At 70.8% G+C, this 15,948-nt stretch carries 12 protein-coding genes, 1 tRNA gene and 1 pseudogene; 7 read left to right on the top strand and 7 right to left on the bottom strand.

Annotated elements, in window-relative coordinates; all coding sequences use genetic code 11:
• Window positions 1–106: pseudogene (locus tag RZ84_RS40840) on the bottom strand (twin-arginine translocation signal domain-containing protein); the annotation flags it as partial.
• A gap of 192 nt (window positions 107–298) precedes the next feature.
• On the opposite strand from RZ84_RS40840, the gene RZ84_RS09195 reads away from it, so the two are divergent.
• Both RZ84_RS09195 and pyk read left to right on the top strand, forming a co-directional pair.
• On the top strand, window positions 299–1,003 hold the full coding sequence (locus RZ84_RS09195; RefSeq protein ID WP_043263887.1) for an SIMPL domain-containing protein: 705 nt from the start codon (window positions 299–301) through the stop codon (window positions 1,001–1,003).
• A 160-nt stretch (window positions 1,004–1,163) separates the two neighbouring features.
• Window positions 1,164–2,600, top strand: a complete 1,437-nt coding sequence (gene pyk / locus RZ84_RS09190; RefSeq protein WP_043263886.1) for a pyruvate kinase — start codon at window positions 1,164–1,166, stop codon at window positions 2,598–2,600.
• A gap of 53 nt (window positions 2,601–2,653) precedes the next feature.
• On the opposite strand, the gene RZ84_RS09185 is transcribed toward pyk, so the two are convergent.
• Together RZ84_RS09185 and RZ84_RS09180 are read right to left on the bottom strand one after the other, a co-directional pair.
• Window positions 2,654–3,442, bottom strand: coding sequence for a hypothetical protein (locus RZ84_RS09185; RefSeq protein WP_043263885.1), 789 nt, complete (start codon window positions 3,440–3,442; stop codon window positions 2,654–2,656).
• Between the two features lie 85 nt (window positions 3,443–3,527).
• Window positions 3,528–3,612: transfer RNA gene (locus tag RZ84_RS09180), tRNA-Leu, on the bottom strand.
• 89 nt (window positions 3,613–3,701) lie between these two features.
• Here RZ84_RS09180 and RZ84_RS09175 point away from each other — a divergent pair.
• Window positions 3,702–4,364, top strand: a complete 663-nt coding sequence (locus tag RZ84_RS09175; RefSeq protein ID WP_043263884.1) for an ANTAR domain-containing response regulator — start codon at window positions 3,702–3,704, stop codon at window positions 4,362–4,364.
• 349 nt (window positions 4,365–4,713) lie between these two features.
• Here the strand turns inward: RZ84_RS09175 and RZ84_RS09170 are convergent, their stop codons facing one another.
• Together RZ84_RS09170 and RZ84_RS09165 are read right to left on the bottom strand one after the other, a co-directional pair.
• Complete coding sequence (locus RZ84_RS09170; RefSeq protein WP_043263883.1) at window positions 4,714–5,187, bottom strand: PaaI family thioesterase; 474 nt, start codon at window positions 5,185–5,187, stop codon at window positions 4,714–4,716.
• A gap of 139 nt (window positions 5,188–5,326) precedes the next feature.
• On the bottom strand, window positions 5,327–7,612 hold the full coding sequence (locus tag RZ84_RS09165; protein WP_043263882.1) for an FdhF/YdeP family oxidoreductase: 2,286 nt from the start codon (window positions 7,610–7,612) through the stop codon (window positions 5,327–5,329).
• Window positions 7,613–7,878: 266 nt separating this feature from the next.
• Between RZ84_RS09165 and polA the strand changes: the two genes are divergently transcribed.
• Window positions 7,879–10,617: a DNA polymerase I gene (polA, locus tag RZ84_RS09160; protein ID WP_043263881.1), complete on the top strand. Its 2,739-nt coding sequence runs from the start codon at window positions 7,879–7,881 to the stop codon at window positions 10,615–10,617.
• 279 nt (window positions 10,618–10,896) lie between these two features.
• On the opposite strand, the gene RZ84_RS36340 is transcribed toward polA, so the two are convergent.
• The gene (locus RZ84_RS36340) at window positions 10,897–11,913 is read right to left on the bottom strand and encodes a DUF4184 family protein (RefSeq protein WP_043263880.1); all 1,017 of its coding nucleotides are present in this window, start codon (window positions 11,911–11,913) and stop codon (window positions 10,897–10,899) included.
• Between the two features lie 221 nt (window positions 11,914–12,134).
• Here RZ84_RS36340 and RZ84_RS09150 point away from each other — a divergent pair, with 221 nt between their 5' ends.
• The 3 genes from RZ84_RS09150 to RZ84_RS09145 all read left to right on the top strand — a co-directional run bounded on the left by RZ84_RS09150 (window position 12,135) and on the right by RZ84_RS09145 (window position 15,328).
• On the top strand, window positions 12,135–13,973 hold the full coding sequence (locus RZ84_RS09150) for a lytic transglycosylase domain-containing protein (protein ID WP_043263879.1): 1,839 nt from the start codon (window positions 12,135–12,137) through the stop codon (window positions 13,971–13,973).
• A 152-nt stretch (window positions 13,974–14,125) separates the two neighbouring features.
• Entirely contained in the window at window positions 14,126–14,260 is a 135-nt protein-coding gene (locus RZ84_RS37995) for an SPW_0924 family protein (protein ID WP_107068097.1), read from the top strand.
• A 63-nt stretch (window positions 14,261–14,323) separates the two neighbouring features.
• Window positions 14,324–15,328 (top strand): cell envelope lipid trafficking protein PgfA, encoded by a 1,005-nt coding sequence (locus RZ84_RS09145; RefSeq protein WP_043269457.1) that lies wholly within the window; start codon window positions 14,324–14,326, stop codon window positions 15,326–15,328.
• A 195-nt stretch (window positions 15,329–15,523) separates the two neighbouring features.
• Here the strand turns inward: RZ84_RS09145 and RZ84_RS09140 are convergent.
• The coding region (locus tag RZ84_RS09140; protein ID WP_043263878.1) for an ATP-dependent helicase C-terminal domain-containing protein at window positions 15,524–15,948 on the bottom strand (425 nt) is incomplete at its 5' end.

The raw sequence follows: 15,948 nt of genomic DNA, 5'->3' as shown, positions 1-15,948 counted from the left end.
GCTCCGGCTCCCGCGCCTGCGCGGCCGGCGGCAGCGCCCCCGTGAGCGCCACCCCCGCACCCGCCGCGGCCGAACGCCCCAGGAACTTCCTGCGGTTGAACGACATATCCATTCCCCCAAGGGTCAATTGGTCCCAATACGCCCAGTGGCCCCGCCACTTCGGAACAACGCGCGTAGATTTCGCGCGTAGATTGTGGACCCAACCACCCCCACCGCAACAGCCCCACGACGTTGCGAACAGGTGACTCCCCGGTGACCAGTTGACCGGAAAACCGACGCCGACTGGCAAGCTGACACCATGACCCAACCCACGCAGCCCACCCAGCCCCTCCCCTACGGCACCCCCGACACCCCCCGCCTCGCCGTCCGCGGCGAAGCCCGCCTCGAAGTCGACCCCGAAACCGCCCACATCACCGTCACCGTCAGCGCCCGCGGCACCGACCGCAAAACCGCCCTCGCCGACCTCACCCGCCGCAACGAACACGCCCTCACCCTCATCAAGAGCTACGGCGACGCCATCGAAAAACTCGAAACCGGCAGCTTCACCCTCACCCCCCAACTCACCGACAAGGGCCGCCACGAACGCATCCGCGCCTACCACGGACGCGTCACCCTCACCGCCACCCTCAACGACTTCACCGCCCTCGGCGAACTCACCACCCGCCTCGCCGACCTCGAACTCACCCGCATCGACGGCCCCTGGTGGGCCCTGCGCCCCGACTCACCCGCCCACCGCGCCGCCCGCACCCAAGCCGTCCACGAAGCCGTCCAGCGCGCCCGCGAATACGCCGAAGCCCTCGGCGCCCGACTCGACGCCGTCCTGGAGATCGCCGACGTCGGCGCCGACACCACCACCCCCATGCCTGCCCCCGGCATGCGCTCCTTCGCCGCCTACGGCGGCGCCGCCCAGGAATCCGCCCCCGCCCTCGACCTCGAACCCCAGCGCCAAACCGTCTACGCCAACGTCAACGCCCGCTTCACCATGACCCGCCCCGCACTCTGAGACCACACGGCCCGAGACCACCCCGCACACGGGCGAAATTCCGCTCATCGGAGCGGTGTCGCGCGCATTCCAATACTTGTCAACAGCCTTTCACCAAGCGGTCGTTGAGCAGTCACTTCTCCACAGTTCCCTACCGCCGGGTAAGTCATAGAGTCGAAACATGCGCCGAGCAAAGATCGTCTGCACACTGGGACCCGCCACCGACTCGTACGAGCAGATCAAAGCCCTCGTCGACGCCGGAATGGACATCGCCCGCTTCAACCTCAGCCACGGCACCTACGCCGAACACGAAGCACGATTCGACCGGGTCCGCAAAGCATCCGAAGAAACCCGTCGCAGCGTCGGCATCCTCGCCGATCTTCAAGGCCCGAAGATCCGCCTCGGCCGATTCCGCGAAGGCCCCGTACTTCTCGAACGCGACGACGAGTTCACCATCAGCGTCGAACCCTCCGTCGAAGGCGACCGCCACCTCTGCGGCACCACCTACCACGGCCTCGCCGCCGACGTCACCACCGGCGAACGCATCCTCGTCGACGACGGCAAGGTCACCCTCGAAGTCACCGCCGTCGAAGGACCCCGCGTCCACACCAAGGTCATCGAAGGCGGCATGGTCTCCGACCACAAAGGACTCAACCTCCCCGGCGTCGCCGTCTCCGTCCCCGCCCTCTCCGAAAAAGACCGGGACGACCTCCGCTGGGCCCTGCGCTACGGCGCCGACATCATCGCCCTCTCCTTCGTCCGCACCGGCCGCGACATCGAAGACGTCCACCGCATCATGCGCGAAGAAGGCCACTTCCGCCCCGTCATCGCCAAAGTCGAAAAACCCCAGGCCGTCGACAACATCGACGACATCGTCGCCGCCTTCGACGGCATCATGGTCGCCCGCGGCGACCTCGGCGTCGAAATGCCCCTGGAAACCGTCCCCATCGTCCAGAAGCGCGCCATCAAACTCGCCAAGCGCAACGCCAAACCGGTCATCGTCGCCACCCAGATGCTCGACTCGATGATCGACAACTCCCGCCCCACCCGCGCCGAAGCCTCCGACGTCGCCAACGCCGTCATCGACGGCACCGACGCCGTCATGCTCTCCGGCGAAACCAGCGTCGGCAAATACCCCACCGAAACCGTCCGCACCATGAGCCGCATCGTCGAAGCCGCCGAGGAAGACATCCTCGCCAGGGGCCTCCCGCCGCTCACCGAACGCAGCAAGCCCCGCACCCAGGGCGGCGCCGTCGCCCGCGCCGCCGCCGAAATGGGCGACTTCCTCGGCGCCAAGTTCCTCGTCGCCTTCACCCAGTCCGGCGACACCGTCCGCCGCCTCTCCCGCTACCGCTCACCCATCCCGCTCCTCGCCTTCACCCCGGACCCCGCCACCCGCTCCCAGCTCAACGTCAGCTGGGGCGTGGAGACCTTCCTCGGCCCGACCGTCAACTCCACCGACGAGATGGTCGCCCAGGTCGACGAGCAACTCCTGAGGATCGGCCGCTGCCAGAAGGGCGACACCGTCATCATCACCGCCGGCTCGCCCCCCGGAGTCCCCGGCTCCACCAACCTCGTCCGCGTCCACCACATCGGCGAGGACGACTCGCCCAAGTAACACCCCTCCCGCACCTGAACAAGCTGGGCCGAGGTACCTGACTGCCGTCCCTGTCAGTACTTCGGCCCGATGTGTGCGTCCATGAGGGCCACGGAGGCTTTGCGGGCCACGGAGATGTTGAACGGGTCGCTGCCGCGGGCGAGCACGGTCCACTCGACGCCGACTTTGGTGAGGGTGTCGCTGAACATCTTCCGGATGTCGTCGGACTTGTTGGTGAAGAAGTACCGCGGGTACTCGTAGCGCTTGCGCTCGCCGCCGACGAGCCGGGTGGTCCAGTTGGTGATCCGGCACCCGTCGGAGTGGACGAGCCCGCGGAGGAACGCCCAGGGATACTCGTCCACGATCTCCTGCTGCCAGGCTTCGAGGACGATCGGGCGCTCATGCTTCTTGCCCTTGCCGTGCTGCGGAAACAGGCACCATAAGTGCTTGGAGTAGATTTTCACGTTGTGGCAGCCCGTGCGGCTGAGCCGGCAGACTGAGTTGTCGGGGAAAACCGCCCGCATCGCGGCTTCGCAGTCGTCCATGAGGCCCGGCCAGTTGTTGTCGCAGGCGATCATCAGGCTCGGTACGCGGTGCTCCGAGTACTGGATGATGTGGCCGTCGCCTAGGTAAAGCGCGAGGAGGTACGAGTATGCCGCCTCGTCGAGCTCGCGACCGTCGCAACGTGGGCATTTCGGATTGTGGGCGCCTGGGCACTCTCCGCGTTTGGCGCGGTCCATATGCTGCCAGTAACCGATGGTGCCGAGCGGTACGCCCAATGTGCGGGCCACGTCCGCATTTCTCACGCCTGCGCGGAGCTGGGTGATTGCCCTCTGTCGCACGTCAGTGCCATGGAAGTTCATGTCATCACTGTGCGTGATGACTGATCGACGCAGGAGTGCAATCCGCGCAATTCACGAGAACGTGAGGTTCCACTTGAGTCAGAGGTGCCCGGTGTGGGATTCGAACCCACATGCCCCAAAGGGCACGGCGGTTTGAGCGCCGCGTGTCTCACCAGTTCCACCAACCGGGCCAGCTGCGTACGACACCCTACCGTGTGAGTAACGATGGTCGCCTCTAGGTAGGCTGCAATGGCACCACCTGCCAGGAACGAGGAGTCCCGTGAGCGCCGCCGAGCCCGAGCAGCCCGTCGTCGAAGACGATCAGTCGCACGTCCCGCCGCTGACCACGCGTGTCGTGATCGCCGAGGACGAGGCACTCATCCGCCTCGATCTCAAGGAGATGCTGGAGGAGGAGGGCTACACCGTCGTCGGCGAGGCCGGGGACGGGCAGGCCGCGGTGGAGCTGGCCCGGGAGCACCGTCCCGATCTGGTGATCCTGGACGTGAAGATGCCCGTCCTGGACGGGATCTCGGCGGCGGAGAAGATCGCCGAGGAGAGCATCGCCCCGGTGCTGATGCTGACCGCGTTCTCGCAGCGCGAACTGGTGGAGCGGGCGCGGGACGCGGGTGCGATGGCGTATCTGGTCAAGCCGTTCTCGAAGAGCGATGTCGTGCCGGCGATCGAGATGGCGGTGAGCCGGTTCACGGAGTTGAAGGCGCTGGAGAAGGAGGTCGCGGACCTCACGCAGCGGCTGGAGACGCGGAAGCTGGTGGACCGGGCGAAGAGCGTGCTGCAGACGCAGTACGGGCTGACGGAGCCGGCGGCGTTCCGGTGGATTCAGAAGACGTCGATGGACCGGCGGCTGTCCATGCAGCAGGTCGCGGAGGCGGTCATCGAGGATGCCGAGGAGAAGAAGCAGAAGCAGCAGCAGAAGCGGGATTAGCGGCTGCGTGGAGTGTGGGTGGGCGGCCCCGTACCGGTGATCGGTGCGGGGCCGTTTGCCTGTCCGGGGCTGCGGGGTTCTGGTTCGTCGGTGGTGGGGGCGTCGGGGCCGTGGTGTGCGCGCCGTGCGGAGGGTGAACTCGCGTTTCCCCGGGGGAGGTTGGTCTGCCGGCCGGTGGTGACTTAGGCATTCGGAGGGGGCGGCCGGAGGTGGGTGGTCCGTGTGCTGCCCGCATGGCGCGCGCATTATGCAGCGTTGCTGAAACGGGTGCGGCCCCGCTCCCGGGAGGCCGGGTGCGGGGCCGTGTCGGCGGGTGCCGGGGGGCCGCCGCGGTGGCGTGATCGTGCTGTCAGGGGCGGTAGATGTCCTGGTCGGTGTCGCGCAGCAGGCAGGTCAGCCGGGCGGTGCACACCCGCTTGTCCTGCTCGTCGGTGATGACGATTTCGTAGGTGGCGGTGGACCGGCCGCGGTGTACGGCGGTGGCGATGCCGGTGACGAGTCCGGAGCGGACGCCGCGGTGGTGGGTGCAGTTGAGGTCGACGCCGACCGCGGCCTTGGTGGGGCCGCCGTGCAGCATGGAGCCGACGGAGCCGAGGGTTTCGGCCAGTACGGCGGAGGCGCCGCCGTGCAGCAGCCCGTAGGGCTGGGTGTTGCCCTCGACGGGCATGGTGCCGACGACTCGGTCCGGGGCGGCCTCGGTGACCCGCACGCTCATTCGTTCACCGAGGTGCCCGGCGGAGAAGAGCGAGGGCAGGTCGACGCCGATGTCGGACCACTGGTCGAGGACCGCCTGCGGGAATTTGGTCGTGCTCTGCTCACCCATGGACTGCTCCGTTTCGCTTGCCCTCGCGCTGTTGGTCGCCGCGGATCTGGGCCTGTTCCTATCAGGCGGCCGGGCGGGTGCCCGGTGCGGGGGTGTTCGTTCCCGGTCCTCGGGAGGTGTCGGGCTGTCGTGTGGTGGGTCAGTCGCGCTGTGCGGGCTCCAGCCGCACCACCACGGATTTGGCTGCCGGGGTGTTGCTGACGTCGGCGGTGTGGTCCAGCGGGATCAGGACGTTGGTTTCGGGGTAGTAGGCGGCGGCGCAGCCGCGGGCGGTGGGGTAGTGGACCACGCGGAAGCCGGGGGCGCGTCGTTCGCTGCCGTCGGTCCACTCGCTGACCAGGTCCGCGTACGTGCCGTCGGCGAAGCCGAGTCGGTGGGCGTCGTCGGGGTTGACGAGTACTACGCGGCGGCCGTTCTTGATGCCGCGGTAGCGGTCGTCGAGGCCGTAGATGGTGGTGTTGTACTGGTCGTGGGAGCGCAGTGTCTGGAGCAGCAGGCGTCCTTCGGGGGCGGTGGGGTATTCGACGGGGGCGGCGGTGAAGTTGGCCTTGCCGGTGGCGGTGGGGAAGCTGCGGCTGTCGCGGGGGGCGTGTGGCAGGGCGAAGCCTCCGGGGTGGGCGACCTTGGCGTTGAAGTCCTCGAAGCCGGGTACGACGCGGGAGATGCGGTCGCGGATCGTGGCGTAGTCCTTCTCGAACTCTTCCCAGGGGGTGGGGCTGTCGGGGCCGAGGACGCGGCGGGCGAGGCGGGTGACGATGGCGGTCTCGGAGAGCAGGTGCGGGTCGGCGGGTGTGAGTCGGCCGCGTGAGGCGTGCACCATGCCCATGGAGTCCTCGACTGTGACGAACTGCTCGCCGCTTGCCTGGAGGTCGCGTTCGGTGCGGCCGAGGGTTGGCAGGATCAGGGCGCGGGCGCCGGTGATCGTGTGTGAGCGGTTGAGTTTGGTGGAGACGTGGACGGTGAGGTGGGCGCGGCGCATCGCGGCCTCGGTGACCTCGGTGTCGGGGGTGGCGGAGACGAAGTTGCCGCCCATGGCGAAGAAGACTTTGGCCTGTCCGTCGCGCAGTGCGCGGATGGCGCGGACGACGTCGAGGCCGTGCTTGCGGGGTGGTGCGAAGCCGAACTCCTTTTCCAGGGCGTCGAGGAAGGCGGGGGTGGGTCGTTCGAAGATGCCCATGGTGCGGTCGCCCTGGACGTTGCTGTGGCCGCGTACGGGGCAGACGCCGGCGCCGGGGCGGCCGATGTTGCCGCGGAGCAGCAGGAAGTTGACGACTTCGCGGATGGTGGGGACGGCGTGTTTGTGCTGGGTCAGGCCCATCGCCCAGCAGACGATCGTGCGCCGTGAGGCGAGGATCATGGTGAGGGCGCGTTCGATTTCCTGGCGGGTGAGGCCGGTGGCGCGGAGGGTTTCGGTCCAGTCGTCGCCGGCGCGTGCCTGTGTCGCGAACTCTTCGAAGCCGTGGGTGTGTTGGCGGATGAAGTCTTCGTCGAGGGCGCCTTCGGTTTCCAGGATGAGGCGGTTGAGGGTGCGGAAGAGGGCTTGGTCGCCGCCGAGGCGTACTTGGAGGAAGAGGTCGGTCAGGGCGGTGCCGCCGCCGGCCAGGCCGCGTGGGGTCTGTGGGTTCTTGAAGCGTTCCAGGCCGGCCTCGGGCAGCGGGTTGATCGAGATGATCTTTGCGCCGTTGGCCTTCGCCTTTTCCAGGGCCGGCAGCATCCGGGGGTGGTTGGTGCCCGGGTTCTGGCCGGCGACGATGATCAGGTCGGCTTTGTGGAGGTCCTCCAGCAGCACGCTGCCCTTGCCGATGCCGATGGTCTCGGTGAGTGCGGAGCCCGAGGACTCGTGGCACATGTTGGAGCAGTCGGGGAGGTTGTTGGTGCCGAATTCGCGGGCGAAGAGCTGGTAGAGGAACGCGGCCTCGTTGCTTGTACGGCCGGAGGTGTAGAAGACGGCTTCGTCGGGGGAGTCGAGGGCGGTGAGCTCCTCGCCGATGATGTCGAAGGCCTGCTGCCAGGTGACCGGGGTGTAGTGGTCGGCGCCTTCGGCCAGGTACATGGGGTGGGTCAGCCGGCCTTGCTGGCCGAGCCAGTAGCCGCTGCGGGAGGCGAGGTCGGTCACGGGGTGGGCGGCGAAGAAGTCCGGGGTGACCCGGCGGAGGGTGGCTTCTTCGGCGACGGCTTTGGCGCCGTTCTCGCAGAATTCGGCGGTGTGCCGTTTGTCGTCTTCGGGCCAGGCGCAGCCGGGGCAGTCGAATCCGGTCTTCTGGTTGACCCGCAGCAGGGTGAGGGCGGTGCGGCGGATGCCCATCTGCTGCTGGGCGGCGCGCATGGTGTGTGCGAGGGCCGGCAGGCCGGCGGCGGCGTGCTGGGGTTCGCCGATTGTCGGGGCGTCCTGGACGGGGTCCGACGCGGGCGGCTTGCCTGCCATGTCGCTCTCCCTTGGGCCGTGTGCCGGGCCTGCTCCGCCGGGTGGCGGCGGATCGTTGCCGGGCACCTGTGATCCGTGCGCTTTCGATCCTGTCATGGACGGGAGTGGGGGAGTAGGGGGGATCTTGGGGTGCGGCCGGGTGGCGGTTCGGGGTGTCCGGAGGGCTGCGGGCGGTGGGCTGCGGTGCGGTGCGGGTGGCGGTGGGAGTCGTCCGCGGCGGGGCATCGCGGCGGGGATTGTCAGTGGGGCGTGGCAGGATCGGGGGCGTGGCAGCAAAGGCAGCGAAGAAGAGCGAAGCGACCGGCACCGAGGCGGCGGCGGGTGGTCGTCCGCGCCTGCTCCTGATGGACGGGCATTCCATGGCATACCGGGCGTTCTTCGCCCTGCCCGTGGAGAATTTCACGACCGCGTCGGGGCAACCGACCAATGCGATCTACGGCTTCGCGTCGATGCTCGCGAACACTCTGCGCGACGAGGCGCCCACGCATTTCGCGGTGGCGTTCGACGTTTCCCGCAAGACCTGGCGGTCGGAGGAATTCCCGGAGTACAAGGCGAACCGCTCCAAGACCCCCGACGAGTTCAAGGGCCAGGTCGAGCTGATCGGCGAGCTCCTCGACGCCATGCACGTCAAGCGTTTCGCGGTGGAGGGGTACGAGGCCGACGACGTCATCGCCACCCTGACCACGCAGGCCACGGCCCAGGGCTTCGAGGTCGCGATCGTCACCGGTGACCGCGACTCCTTCCAGCTGGTCTCCGACGACGTCACGGTGCTGTACCCCACCAAGGGCGTCTCCGAGCTGACCCGCTTCACCCCCGAGAAGGTCGCCGAGAAGTACGGCCTCACCCCCGCCCAGTACCCGGACTTCGCGGCGCTGCGCGGCGACCCGTCGGACAACCTCCCCGGCATCCCGGGCGTCGGCGAGAAGACGGCCACCAAGTGGATCAACCAGTTCGGTTCGTTCGCGGAGTTGGTGGAGCGTGCCGACGAGGTCAAGGGCAAGGCGGGGCAGAACCTCCGCGACCACCTGGAGTCCGTCAAGCGCAACCGCCGGCTGACCGAGATGGTCCGTGACGTCGAGCTGTCCTGGGGCCCCGCCGACCTCACCCGCCAGGCGTACGACCGCGAGGCCCTGAAGGTCTTCCTCAACGCGTTGGAGATCCGCAACCAGGGCCTGCGCGACCGGCTGCACGCCGTGGACCCGGGCGCCGAGAAGACCGCGGAGGAGGCCGCGCCGGCCGCCGGCGTCGCGGTGGACGGCACCGTCCTCGGCACCGGCGAGCTCGCCCCGTGGCTGGCCGAGCACGGCACCGGCCCGCTGGGCGTGGCCACGGTGGATGTCTGGACGCTGGGCAGCGGCAGTGTCGCCGAGGTGGCGCTGGCCGCCGCCGGCGGCCCGGCCGCCTGGTTCGACCCGGCTCAGCTGGACGAGGCCGACGAGCGCGCGTTCGCCGCCTGGAGCGCGGATGCCGCCCGCCCCAAGGTGATGCACAACGCCAAGGGCCTGATGCGGGTCTTCGGCGAGCACGGCTGGCGCATCGACGGCGTCACCATGGACACCGCGCTGGCCGCCTATCTGGTCAAGCCCGGCCGCCGCTCCTTCGCGCTGGATGCCCTCTCCCTCGAATACCTGGGGCGCGACCTCGCCCCCGCCGCGGCCGGCGACGGCCAGCTGGCGTTCGGCGCCGACGAGGAGGCCGAGGCCGAGGCCCTGATGGGGCAGGCCCGCACGGTCCTCGACCTGGGCACGGCGTTCGGGACGAGGCTGGCGGAGGTCGGCGCCGCCGATCTGCTGCGCGATGTGGAGCTGCCGACCAGCGAGCTGCTGGCCCGTATGGAGCGGGCCGGCATCGCCGCCGACCGCGACTGGCTGGAGCGCATGGAGCAGCAGTTCGCGGGCGCCGTGCAGCAGGCCGTGAAGGAGGCGCACGCCGCCGCGGGTCACGAGTTCAACCTCGGCTCGCCCAAGCAGCTCCAGGAGGTCCTCTTCGGCGAACTGGGCCTGCCCAGGACCAAGAAGACCAAGACCGGCTACACCACCGACGCCGACGCGCTGGCCTGGCTGGCGTCGCAGACCGACAACGAACTCCCGGTGATCATGCTCCGCCACCGGGAGCAGGCCAAGCTGCGCACGACCGTCGAGGGCCTGATCAAGACCATCGCCGCGGACGGCCGGATCCACACCACCTTCAACCAGACCGTCGCGGCCACCGGACGGCTGTCCTCCACCGACCCGAATCTGCAGAACATCCCGGTGCGGACGGACGAGGGCCGGGCGATCCGCCGCGGCTTCGTCGTCGGCGAGGGCTTCGCCTCACTGCTGACGGCCGACTACAGCCAGATCGAACTGCGAGTGATGGCCCACCTCTCCGAGGACGAGGGCCTGATCGAGGCGTTCACCTCCGGCGAGGACCTGCACACCACCGTTGCCTCCCAGGTCTTCTCGGTCGCCAAGGACCAGGTCGACCCGGAGATGCGCCGCAAGATCAAGGCGATGTCGTACGGCCTGGCCTACGGCCTGTCGGCGTTCGGCCTCTCCCAGCAGCTGGGCATCCAGCCCGACGAGGCCCGCAAGCTGATGGACAATTTCTTCGAGCGGTTCGGCGGCGTCCGCGACTACCTCCAGCGCGTCGTCGAGGAGGCCCGCGCCACCGGCTACACCGAGACGATGCTCGGCCGCCGCCGCTACCTCCCCGACCTCAACAGCGACAACCGTCAGCGTCGCGAGATGGCCGAGCGGATGGCGCTGAACGCCCCGATCCAGGGCACCGCCGCCGACATCGTCAAGATCGCGATGCTGCGGGTCGACGCGGCCCTGCGCGCCGCGCAGCTGACCTCGCGGATGCTGCTCCAGGTCCACGACGAAATCGTGGTCGAGGTGGCCCCCGGGGAGCACGAGAAGGTCGAGGAGCTGGTCCGCCGCGAGATGGCCGGCGCGGTCGAGCTGAGCGCCCCGCTGGGCGTCTCGGTCGGCTACGGCGAGGACTGGGAGTCCGCGGCGCACTAGGCCCTGTCGTCACACTCCCGTCGTCCGCCCGAAGGGCGGGTCGGGCGGCGTCCGGTGCGGCGCAGGGGGTCCCTTGCCCGAGCCGTGCGAAGCCGGTTCGAGGGTGGGGGCGCGTGCAGGGCGTCGGCAGGCAGGCGGGAGTTTGCCGGCAGGGCCTGGAGGCGGCCCCGAGGCGCAACAGAACGGCGCGGCCTTGAGCCGCAGCAGGACGACGGCGTGGCCCGTGCGGTGAGCAGGGGCCGCGCCGTGCGTGCCGCGCCCCGTGCGTGCGTGCCGCAGTCAGGCAGCCGGCTCCGCGCCCGCCCCCGACGGCCGTCCCGGCGCGCCTCCGGCCGCCGCCCGCCCGCGGTGGGCGCGCCGCTGGAGCAGCCGCACGGTCACCGCGTACCCCAGCAGCCCCGCCATGAGCCCCGCGCCCGCGCCGAAGAGCAGGTCCGGGACGTAGTCGAACCAGCCCACCGTCGCGCCGTGGAGGGCATACGCCCGTGCGGTGCGGTAGGCGCCGCCGAGCACGGTGCACACCACGACCGGCGCGGTCAGCAACAGCCTTGGCCACAGGGCCAGTTCGGGCACCGCGGGCGCCGGCGCTGCGGCTACGGCGGCGGCTGCGGCTCCGACGGGCCCGGCCGCCCCGGCGCCGGAGGCCGGGCCGCCGGCCCCTGTACCGTTGACCGCCGTGCCGCCAACCGCCGTACCGTCGGCCCCCGTACCGCCGTCCCCCGTGCCGCACCGCTCGCCGCGCAGCGCCGCCCACAGGAACCAGCCGATCCCGGCCAGCGCCAGCGCCGACGTCGCGTACTGGAGATACATGGCGACCGCCCGGCCGCCCATCACGGTGTTCAGCGCGGGCACCAGCCGCGTGCCCCAGCGGCCGGGGTGGGTGAAGGCGTCCCAGACGACATGCGTGACGGATCCCAGCACCGCCGACAGGAAGAACCAGCCTGCCGGCAGGGCCCGTTCGCGGGTTCCGCGCGGCGTCCAGGGGCGACCGCGGGCGAAGGCGCGCGGCCGTTCCCGCCGGGAGCGCGGCAGCAGCGCGACCAGCGGTTCGCGCAGCAGCAGCCAGCCGCCGACCAGCGCCGCGCTGATCAGGACATCGACGGTCAGCACGCCGGGCAGGGAGTGGGTGACCGTGCCGAACGCCATACCGCCCGGAACGACGGTGTCCGCGTAGTACGGCAGATCCGGTGCGAAGGAGCCCGCGACCAGCGCGGAGGCGACCAACGGGCCGCGGGCCGCGCCGGTTTGCCGGATGAACGGGAGGACAGCGGCGGCATGACTGAGCGTGAACGGCATCTACGGCTCCTCGATCGATTCGGATCATTATGTGGCCGATGTGAGCGGTATATGTGGCCGAGCGGAGTGGTAGCTGCGCGGCCCGAGTTGTCGTAGTGTCACCGGAGTTGGGCGCCGGGGGACCCGCATGCGGCGTCCCGCACGCCGGCGTCACACCACACAGCAGTCAGGCACCCGCGACAGACAGGCGCGCGGCAGCTCAACGCGGAGGTACGGCACTGATGGCAGCCACATTCCGGCGGCGGCTCCAGAGGGGAGCGGCCTCGACGGCCGTGGCGGCACTGGCCCTGGCCACCCTGACCGCCTCCCAGACACCGGGCGCCGCCGCCCGCGCCGCCCACCGGGAACAGGCCACCCCCACACCGCCCGCGAACACCCCCGTCGACGGCGGCTCGCCCTACTACACCGATCTGCCGCCCCGCAACAGCCCCGTACCGCCCAGGGGTTCGGGCCGCCCGGGCGGCGGCAGGGTCATCACCGGCCCCGCCCAGGCGGGCATACCGGCCACCGTCCTCGCCGCCTACAAGAGCGCCGAAGCGCGTATCCACGCCTCCGACCCGGGCTGCCGGCTGCCCTGGCAGCTGCTCGCCGCGATCGGCGAGGTGGAATCCGGCCAGGCCCGCGGCGGAGCGGTCGACGCCCAGGGCACCACCCCGCAGCCCATCCTCGGCCCGGTACTCGACGGCCGCCACGGCTTCGCCCTGATACCCGCCACCGGCGGCGGTCGCTACGACGGGGACTCCGGCTACGCCCGCGCCGTCGGCCCGATGCAGTTCATCCCGTCCACCTGGTCCGAGGGCGGCCCCGACGGCACCGGTTGGGGCGCCGACGGCAACGGCGACGGCATCAAGGACCCCAACAACATCTTCGACGCCGCGCTCGCCGCCGGCCACTACCTCTGCGCCGGTGGCCGCGACCTGACCGTACCGGCCGACCTGGACCGGGCCGTCCTCGGCTACAACGACTCCACCGACTACCTCCGCACGGTGCTGTCCTGGTACGCGTTCTACCGCAAGGGCACGTTCCAGGTCCCGGACGGCAAGGGCACCCTCCCCGTACGGCGCGGCGGCACCGGACACGGCACGCAGGGCGGCGGCGCGGCGCACCGGGACCGCGGCCCCGGCGTGGCGGACGGCCGGACCCCGGCCTCCGGAGGCGGCGCGGCCGGCGGCGACACCTCCGGCCCCCGCACCCCGCACGGGCCGGGCACCCCGGCCGGAACCGGTGGCGCCACCGGCCCGTCCCACGGCGGCGGCACCCCGGCCCCCACCCCGAAGCCCACGCCGACACCCACCCCGAAGCCCCCGGTCGACCCCGCCCCGCTCACCACCCTCGAACGAGCCGGTGGCAAGGACGGCGGCAACGGCAAGGAGCTCACGGCCACCGCGGGCGGCGAGTTCGCCACCTCCCCGCAGGTCCGCGCCAAGGACGCCGCCGGCAGGCCGGTCGCCGGCGCCCCCGTCCGCTTCACCCTCGGTGGCGAGACCGCGGCCCGCTTCCCCGGCAACGCGACCGCCGTCACCGTCACCACCGGCAAGGACGGCCTGGCCACCGCCCCCCGGCTGACCGCGGGCGACAAGGCCGGCGCCTTCACCGTCCGCGCCACCGCCGTCGGCCGTGACGTGCCCGCCGTCGACTTCGCCGCCACCGTCACCGCCGCACCGGCACCGAAGGCCGACACACTCGCCCGCACCTCCGCCAAGAAGCTCCGGACCACCGCCGGCACGGCCTACGCGGACGACGCCGTCGAGATCAGGGCGACCTACCGGGGCAAGGCCGCGGCCGGGGTGGCGGTCACCGCGACCATGGTCACCGGCGACCCGAAGAAGCCGGTGCAGAACGACAAGGGCCCGTACTTCAAGGACCCCAAGGCCACCGGCGCCGACAAGGACAAGCCGGTCCGCACCCTGACCACCCTCACCACGGACGCCAACGGCCTGCTCACCCTCCCGAAGATCTACACCGACACCCACCCCGGCACGTTCCGACTCCGGCTGACCACCGCCGACGGCGCCGTCCTCGCCGTCGAACTCACCGTCACCGCACCGGCCGGCGCCTGACCGCACCGGGGCCGGTACCCGCACCCACCCGACCGCCGTCCCGCCCCGCACCGGGGCGGGACGGCGGTGCAACGTGTTCTCATCTGCGCCCGCCGTTGCTACGGTGCCCCAGCCCTGACGCTATATCAGGTCCGTTCTCCGGGAGGACCGCCATGCGCGCCCTGACAGCAGCCGCGGTCGGACTCGCCGCGGCGCTCGCCCTCGTCCTCACCCTCACCGCCCTCGGCACCCCCCAAGGCCACACCTCCCCCAAACCGCTGCTGACCACCGTCCCCGAGCACCCCTGAGGGAGGGACGCCACCGCCATGCCCCGAACCCCGCCCACCCGGCACCCCGCGCCCGCCACCGGGATGCGCCGCACGGCGAGCCTGGTGCTGCTCGCCCTCGCCGTCTTCTTCACCGCACTGTCGCCCCTGATGCGGTGGTACGCCTTCCCCCGCCTCGCCAAAATCCCGCCCGGCCAATACCAGGACATGGTCCTGGAGGCCATCCCCGCCACCCTCCTCGACTACGGCACCATGAAGGCCAGGCGGGTCCCCAAGGTCACCATCGTCCAGACCCTCAAGGGCAACGTCGCCGAAGCCCGGCGGATCAAGCAGACCGCCGGCCGCGACGTCGTCGTCTGGGACACCCTCTCCTACGTGGCCGGCCCCGACGGCACGATGGTCTCCGAGGTCCCCGAGCGCTACATCTTCGACGCCCACTCCCAGGAACCCGTCCACGCCACCGGCGAGATGGTCGACGGCGACCCCGTACGCCGCGCCGGCGTCGAGTACAAATGGCCGTTCCTCACCCAGAAACGCGACTACACCTACTTCGACGCCCAGACCCGCACCTCCGCCCCCATCCACTACAAGGGCACCCGCACCTTCCACGGCCTGGAGGTCTACTACTTCGAGCAGACCATCCCCTGGACCAAGGTCCCGCTCCCCAAGAAGATGCCCGTCAAGGGCGTCACCCCCGAGGCCGTCGAGAAAATGGGCACCACCCGCTGGTACAGCACCACGCGGATGTTCTGGGTCGACCCGGTCACCGGCGCCCCCGTCAACGGCGAGGAAATCCACAAGGAAGAACTCCGCGGCGGCCAACTGCTGCCCGGCGGCGGCACCGTCACCGCCTTCGCCGGCCACGTCAGGATGCGGGGCGACTACGTCAGGTCCACCGTCGCCCAGGTCACCGCCCAGCGCACCCTCGTCCTGCTGCTCACCAGCTACCTCCCCTGGGGATTCCTGACCCTCGGAGCCGCCCTGCTCGCCCTCAGCCTGGTCCTCGAAGCCCGCGGCCGGCAGCCGCGCAAAGCGACCGCAGAAACGGGAACGGCGCAGGCGGCGGGCGTTGTCAGTGGCAGCCCGTAACGTGGAGGCATGAAATCGACACAGTACGTGACCAGCTGTCGGGCACGGTATGCGTGCAATGGGCGCCGCGCGCACCACCCGAACCGCCAACGCGCCGGCCCCGAGCCGCAGTCGACCCACCCGCCCGGCCGAAGCCGCCGCGCCGCCGCCACCGCGCCGGACGGCCCCTCATCCCCCTCATCCCCCTCATCCCCGTCACCCTCGCCGCAGCCGCGCCGTCGTGTGCCGGGTCGGCTCCGCCGCCGAAGGATCCTCCGGCCAGGGATGCTTGGGGTAGCGTCCCCGCAACTCCGCCCGCACCGACCGGTAGCCGTCCCGCCAGAACGACGCCAGATCCGCCGTCACCGCCGCCGGCCGCCCCGCCGGAGACAGCAGATGCACCAGCACGGGCACCCGCCCGCCCGCCACCCGCGGCGACTCCCGCAACCCGAACAACTCCTGCAACTTGACGGCCAGTACGGGCTGTTCACCGCCGTAATCCACCCGCACCCGCGAACCGCTCGGCACCTCCAGGCGCTCCGGCGCCAACTCCTCGAACCGCACCGCCTCACCCGTCGCCCACGGCAGCAGCCGCACCAGCGCCTGCCCCGCGTCGACGCGCTCCAGATCGGCCCGCCGCC

Origin of the sequence: Streptomyces sp. CT34 (genome assembly GCF_000805335.1) — a bacterium.
Taxonomy (GTDB): Bacteria; Actinomycetota; Actinomycetes; order Streptomycetales; family Streptomycetaceae; genus Streptomyces.
The sequence above is the reverse complement of the archived record's forward strand: the minus strand, read 5'-3'. Positions and strand labels throughout refer to the sequence as shown.

Coding starts and splice junctions, on each gene's coding strand:
- RZ84_RS09195 (WP_043263887.1), top strand. CDS start 299: ATGACCCAACCCACGCAGCCCACCCAGCCCCTCCCCTACGGCACCCCC.
- pyk (WP_043263886.1), top strand. CDS start 1,164: ATGCGCCGAGCAAAGATCGTCTGCACACTGGGACCCGCCACCGACTCG.
- RZ84_RS09185 (WP_043263885.1), bottom strand. CDS start 3,442: ATGAACTTCCATGGCACTGACGTGCGACAGAGGGCAATCACCCAGCTC.
- RZ84_RS09170 (WP_043263883.1), bottom strand. CDS start 5,187: ATGGGTGAGCAGAGCACGACCAAATTCCCGCAGGCGGTCCTCGACCAG.
- RZ84_RS09165 (WP_043263882.1), bottom strand. CDS start 7,612: ATGGCAGGCAAGCCGCCCGCGTCGGACCCCGTCCAGGACGCCCCGACA.
- RZ84_RS36340 (WP_043263880.1), bottom strand. CDS start 11,913: ATGCCGTTCACGCTCAGTCATGCCGCCGCTGTCCTCCCGTTCATCCGG.
- RZ84_RS09150 (WP_043263879.1), top strand. CDS start 12,135: ATGGCAGCCACATTCCGGCGGCGGCTCCAGAGGGGAGCGGCCTCGACG.
- RZ84_RS37995 (WP_107068097.1), top strand. CDS start 14,126: ATGCGCGCCCTGACAGCAGCCGCGGTCGGACTCGCCGCGGCGCTCGCC.
- RZ84_RS09145 (WP_043269457.1), top strand. CDS start 14,324: ATGCGCCGCACGGCGAGCCTGGTGCTGCTCGCCCTCGCCGTCTTCTTC.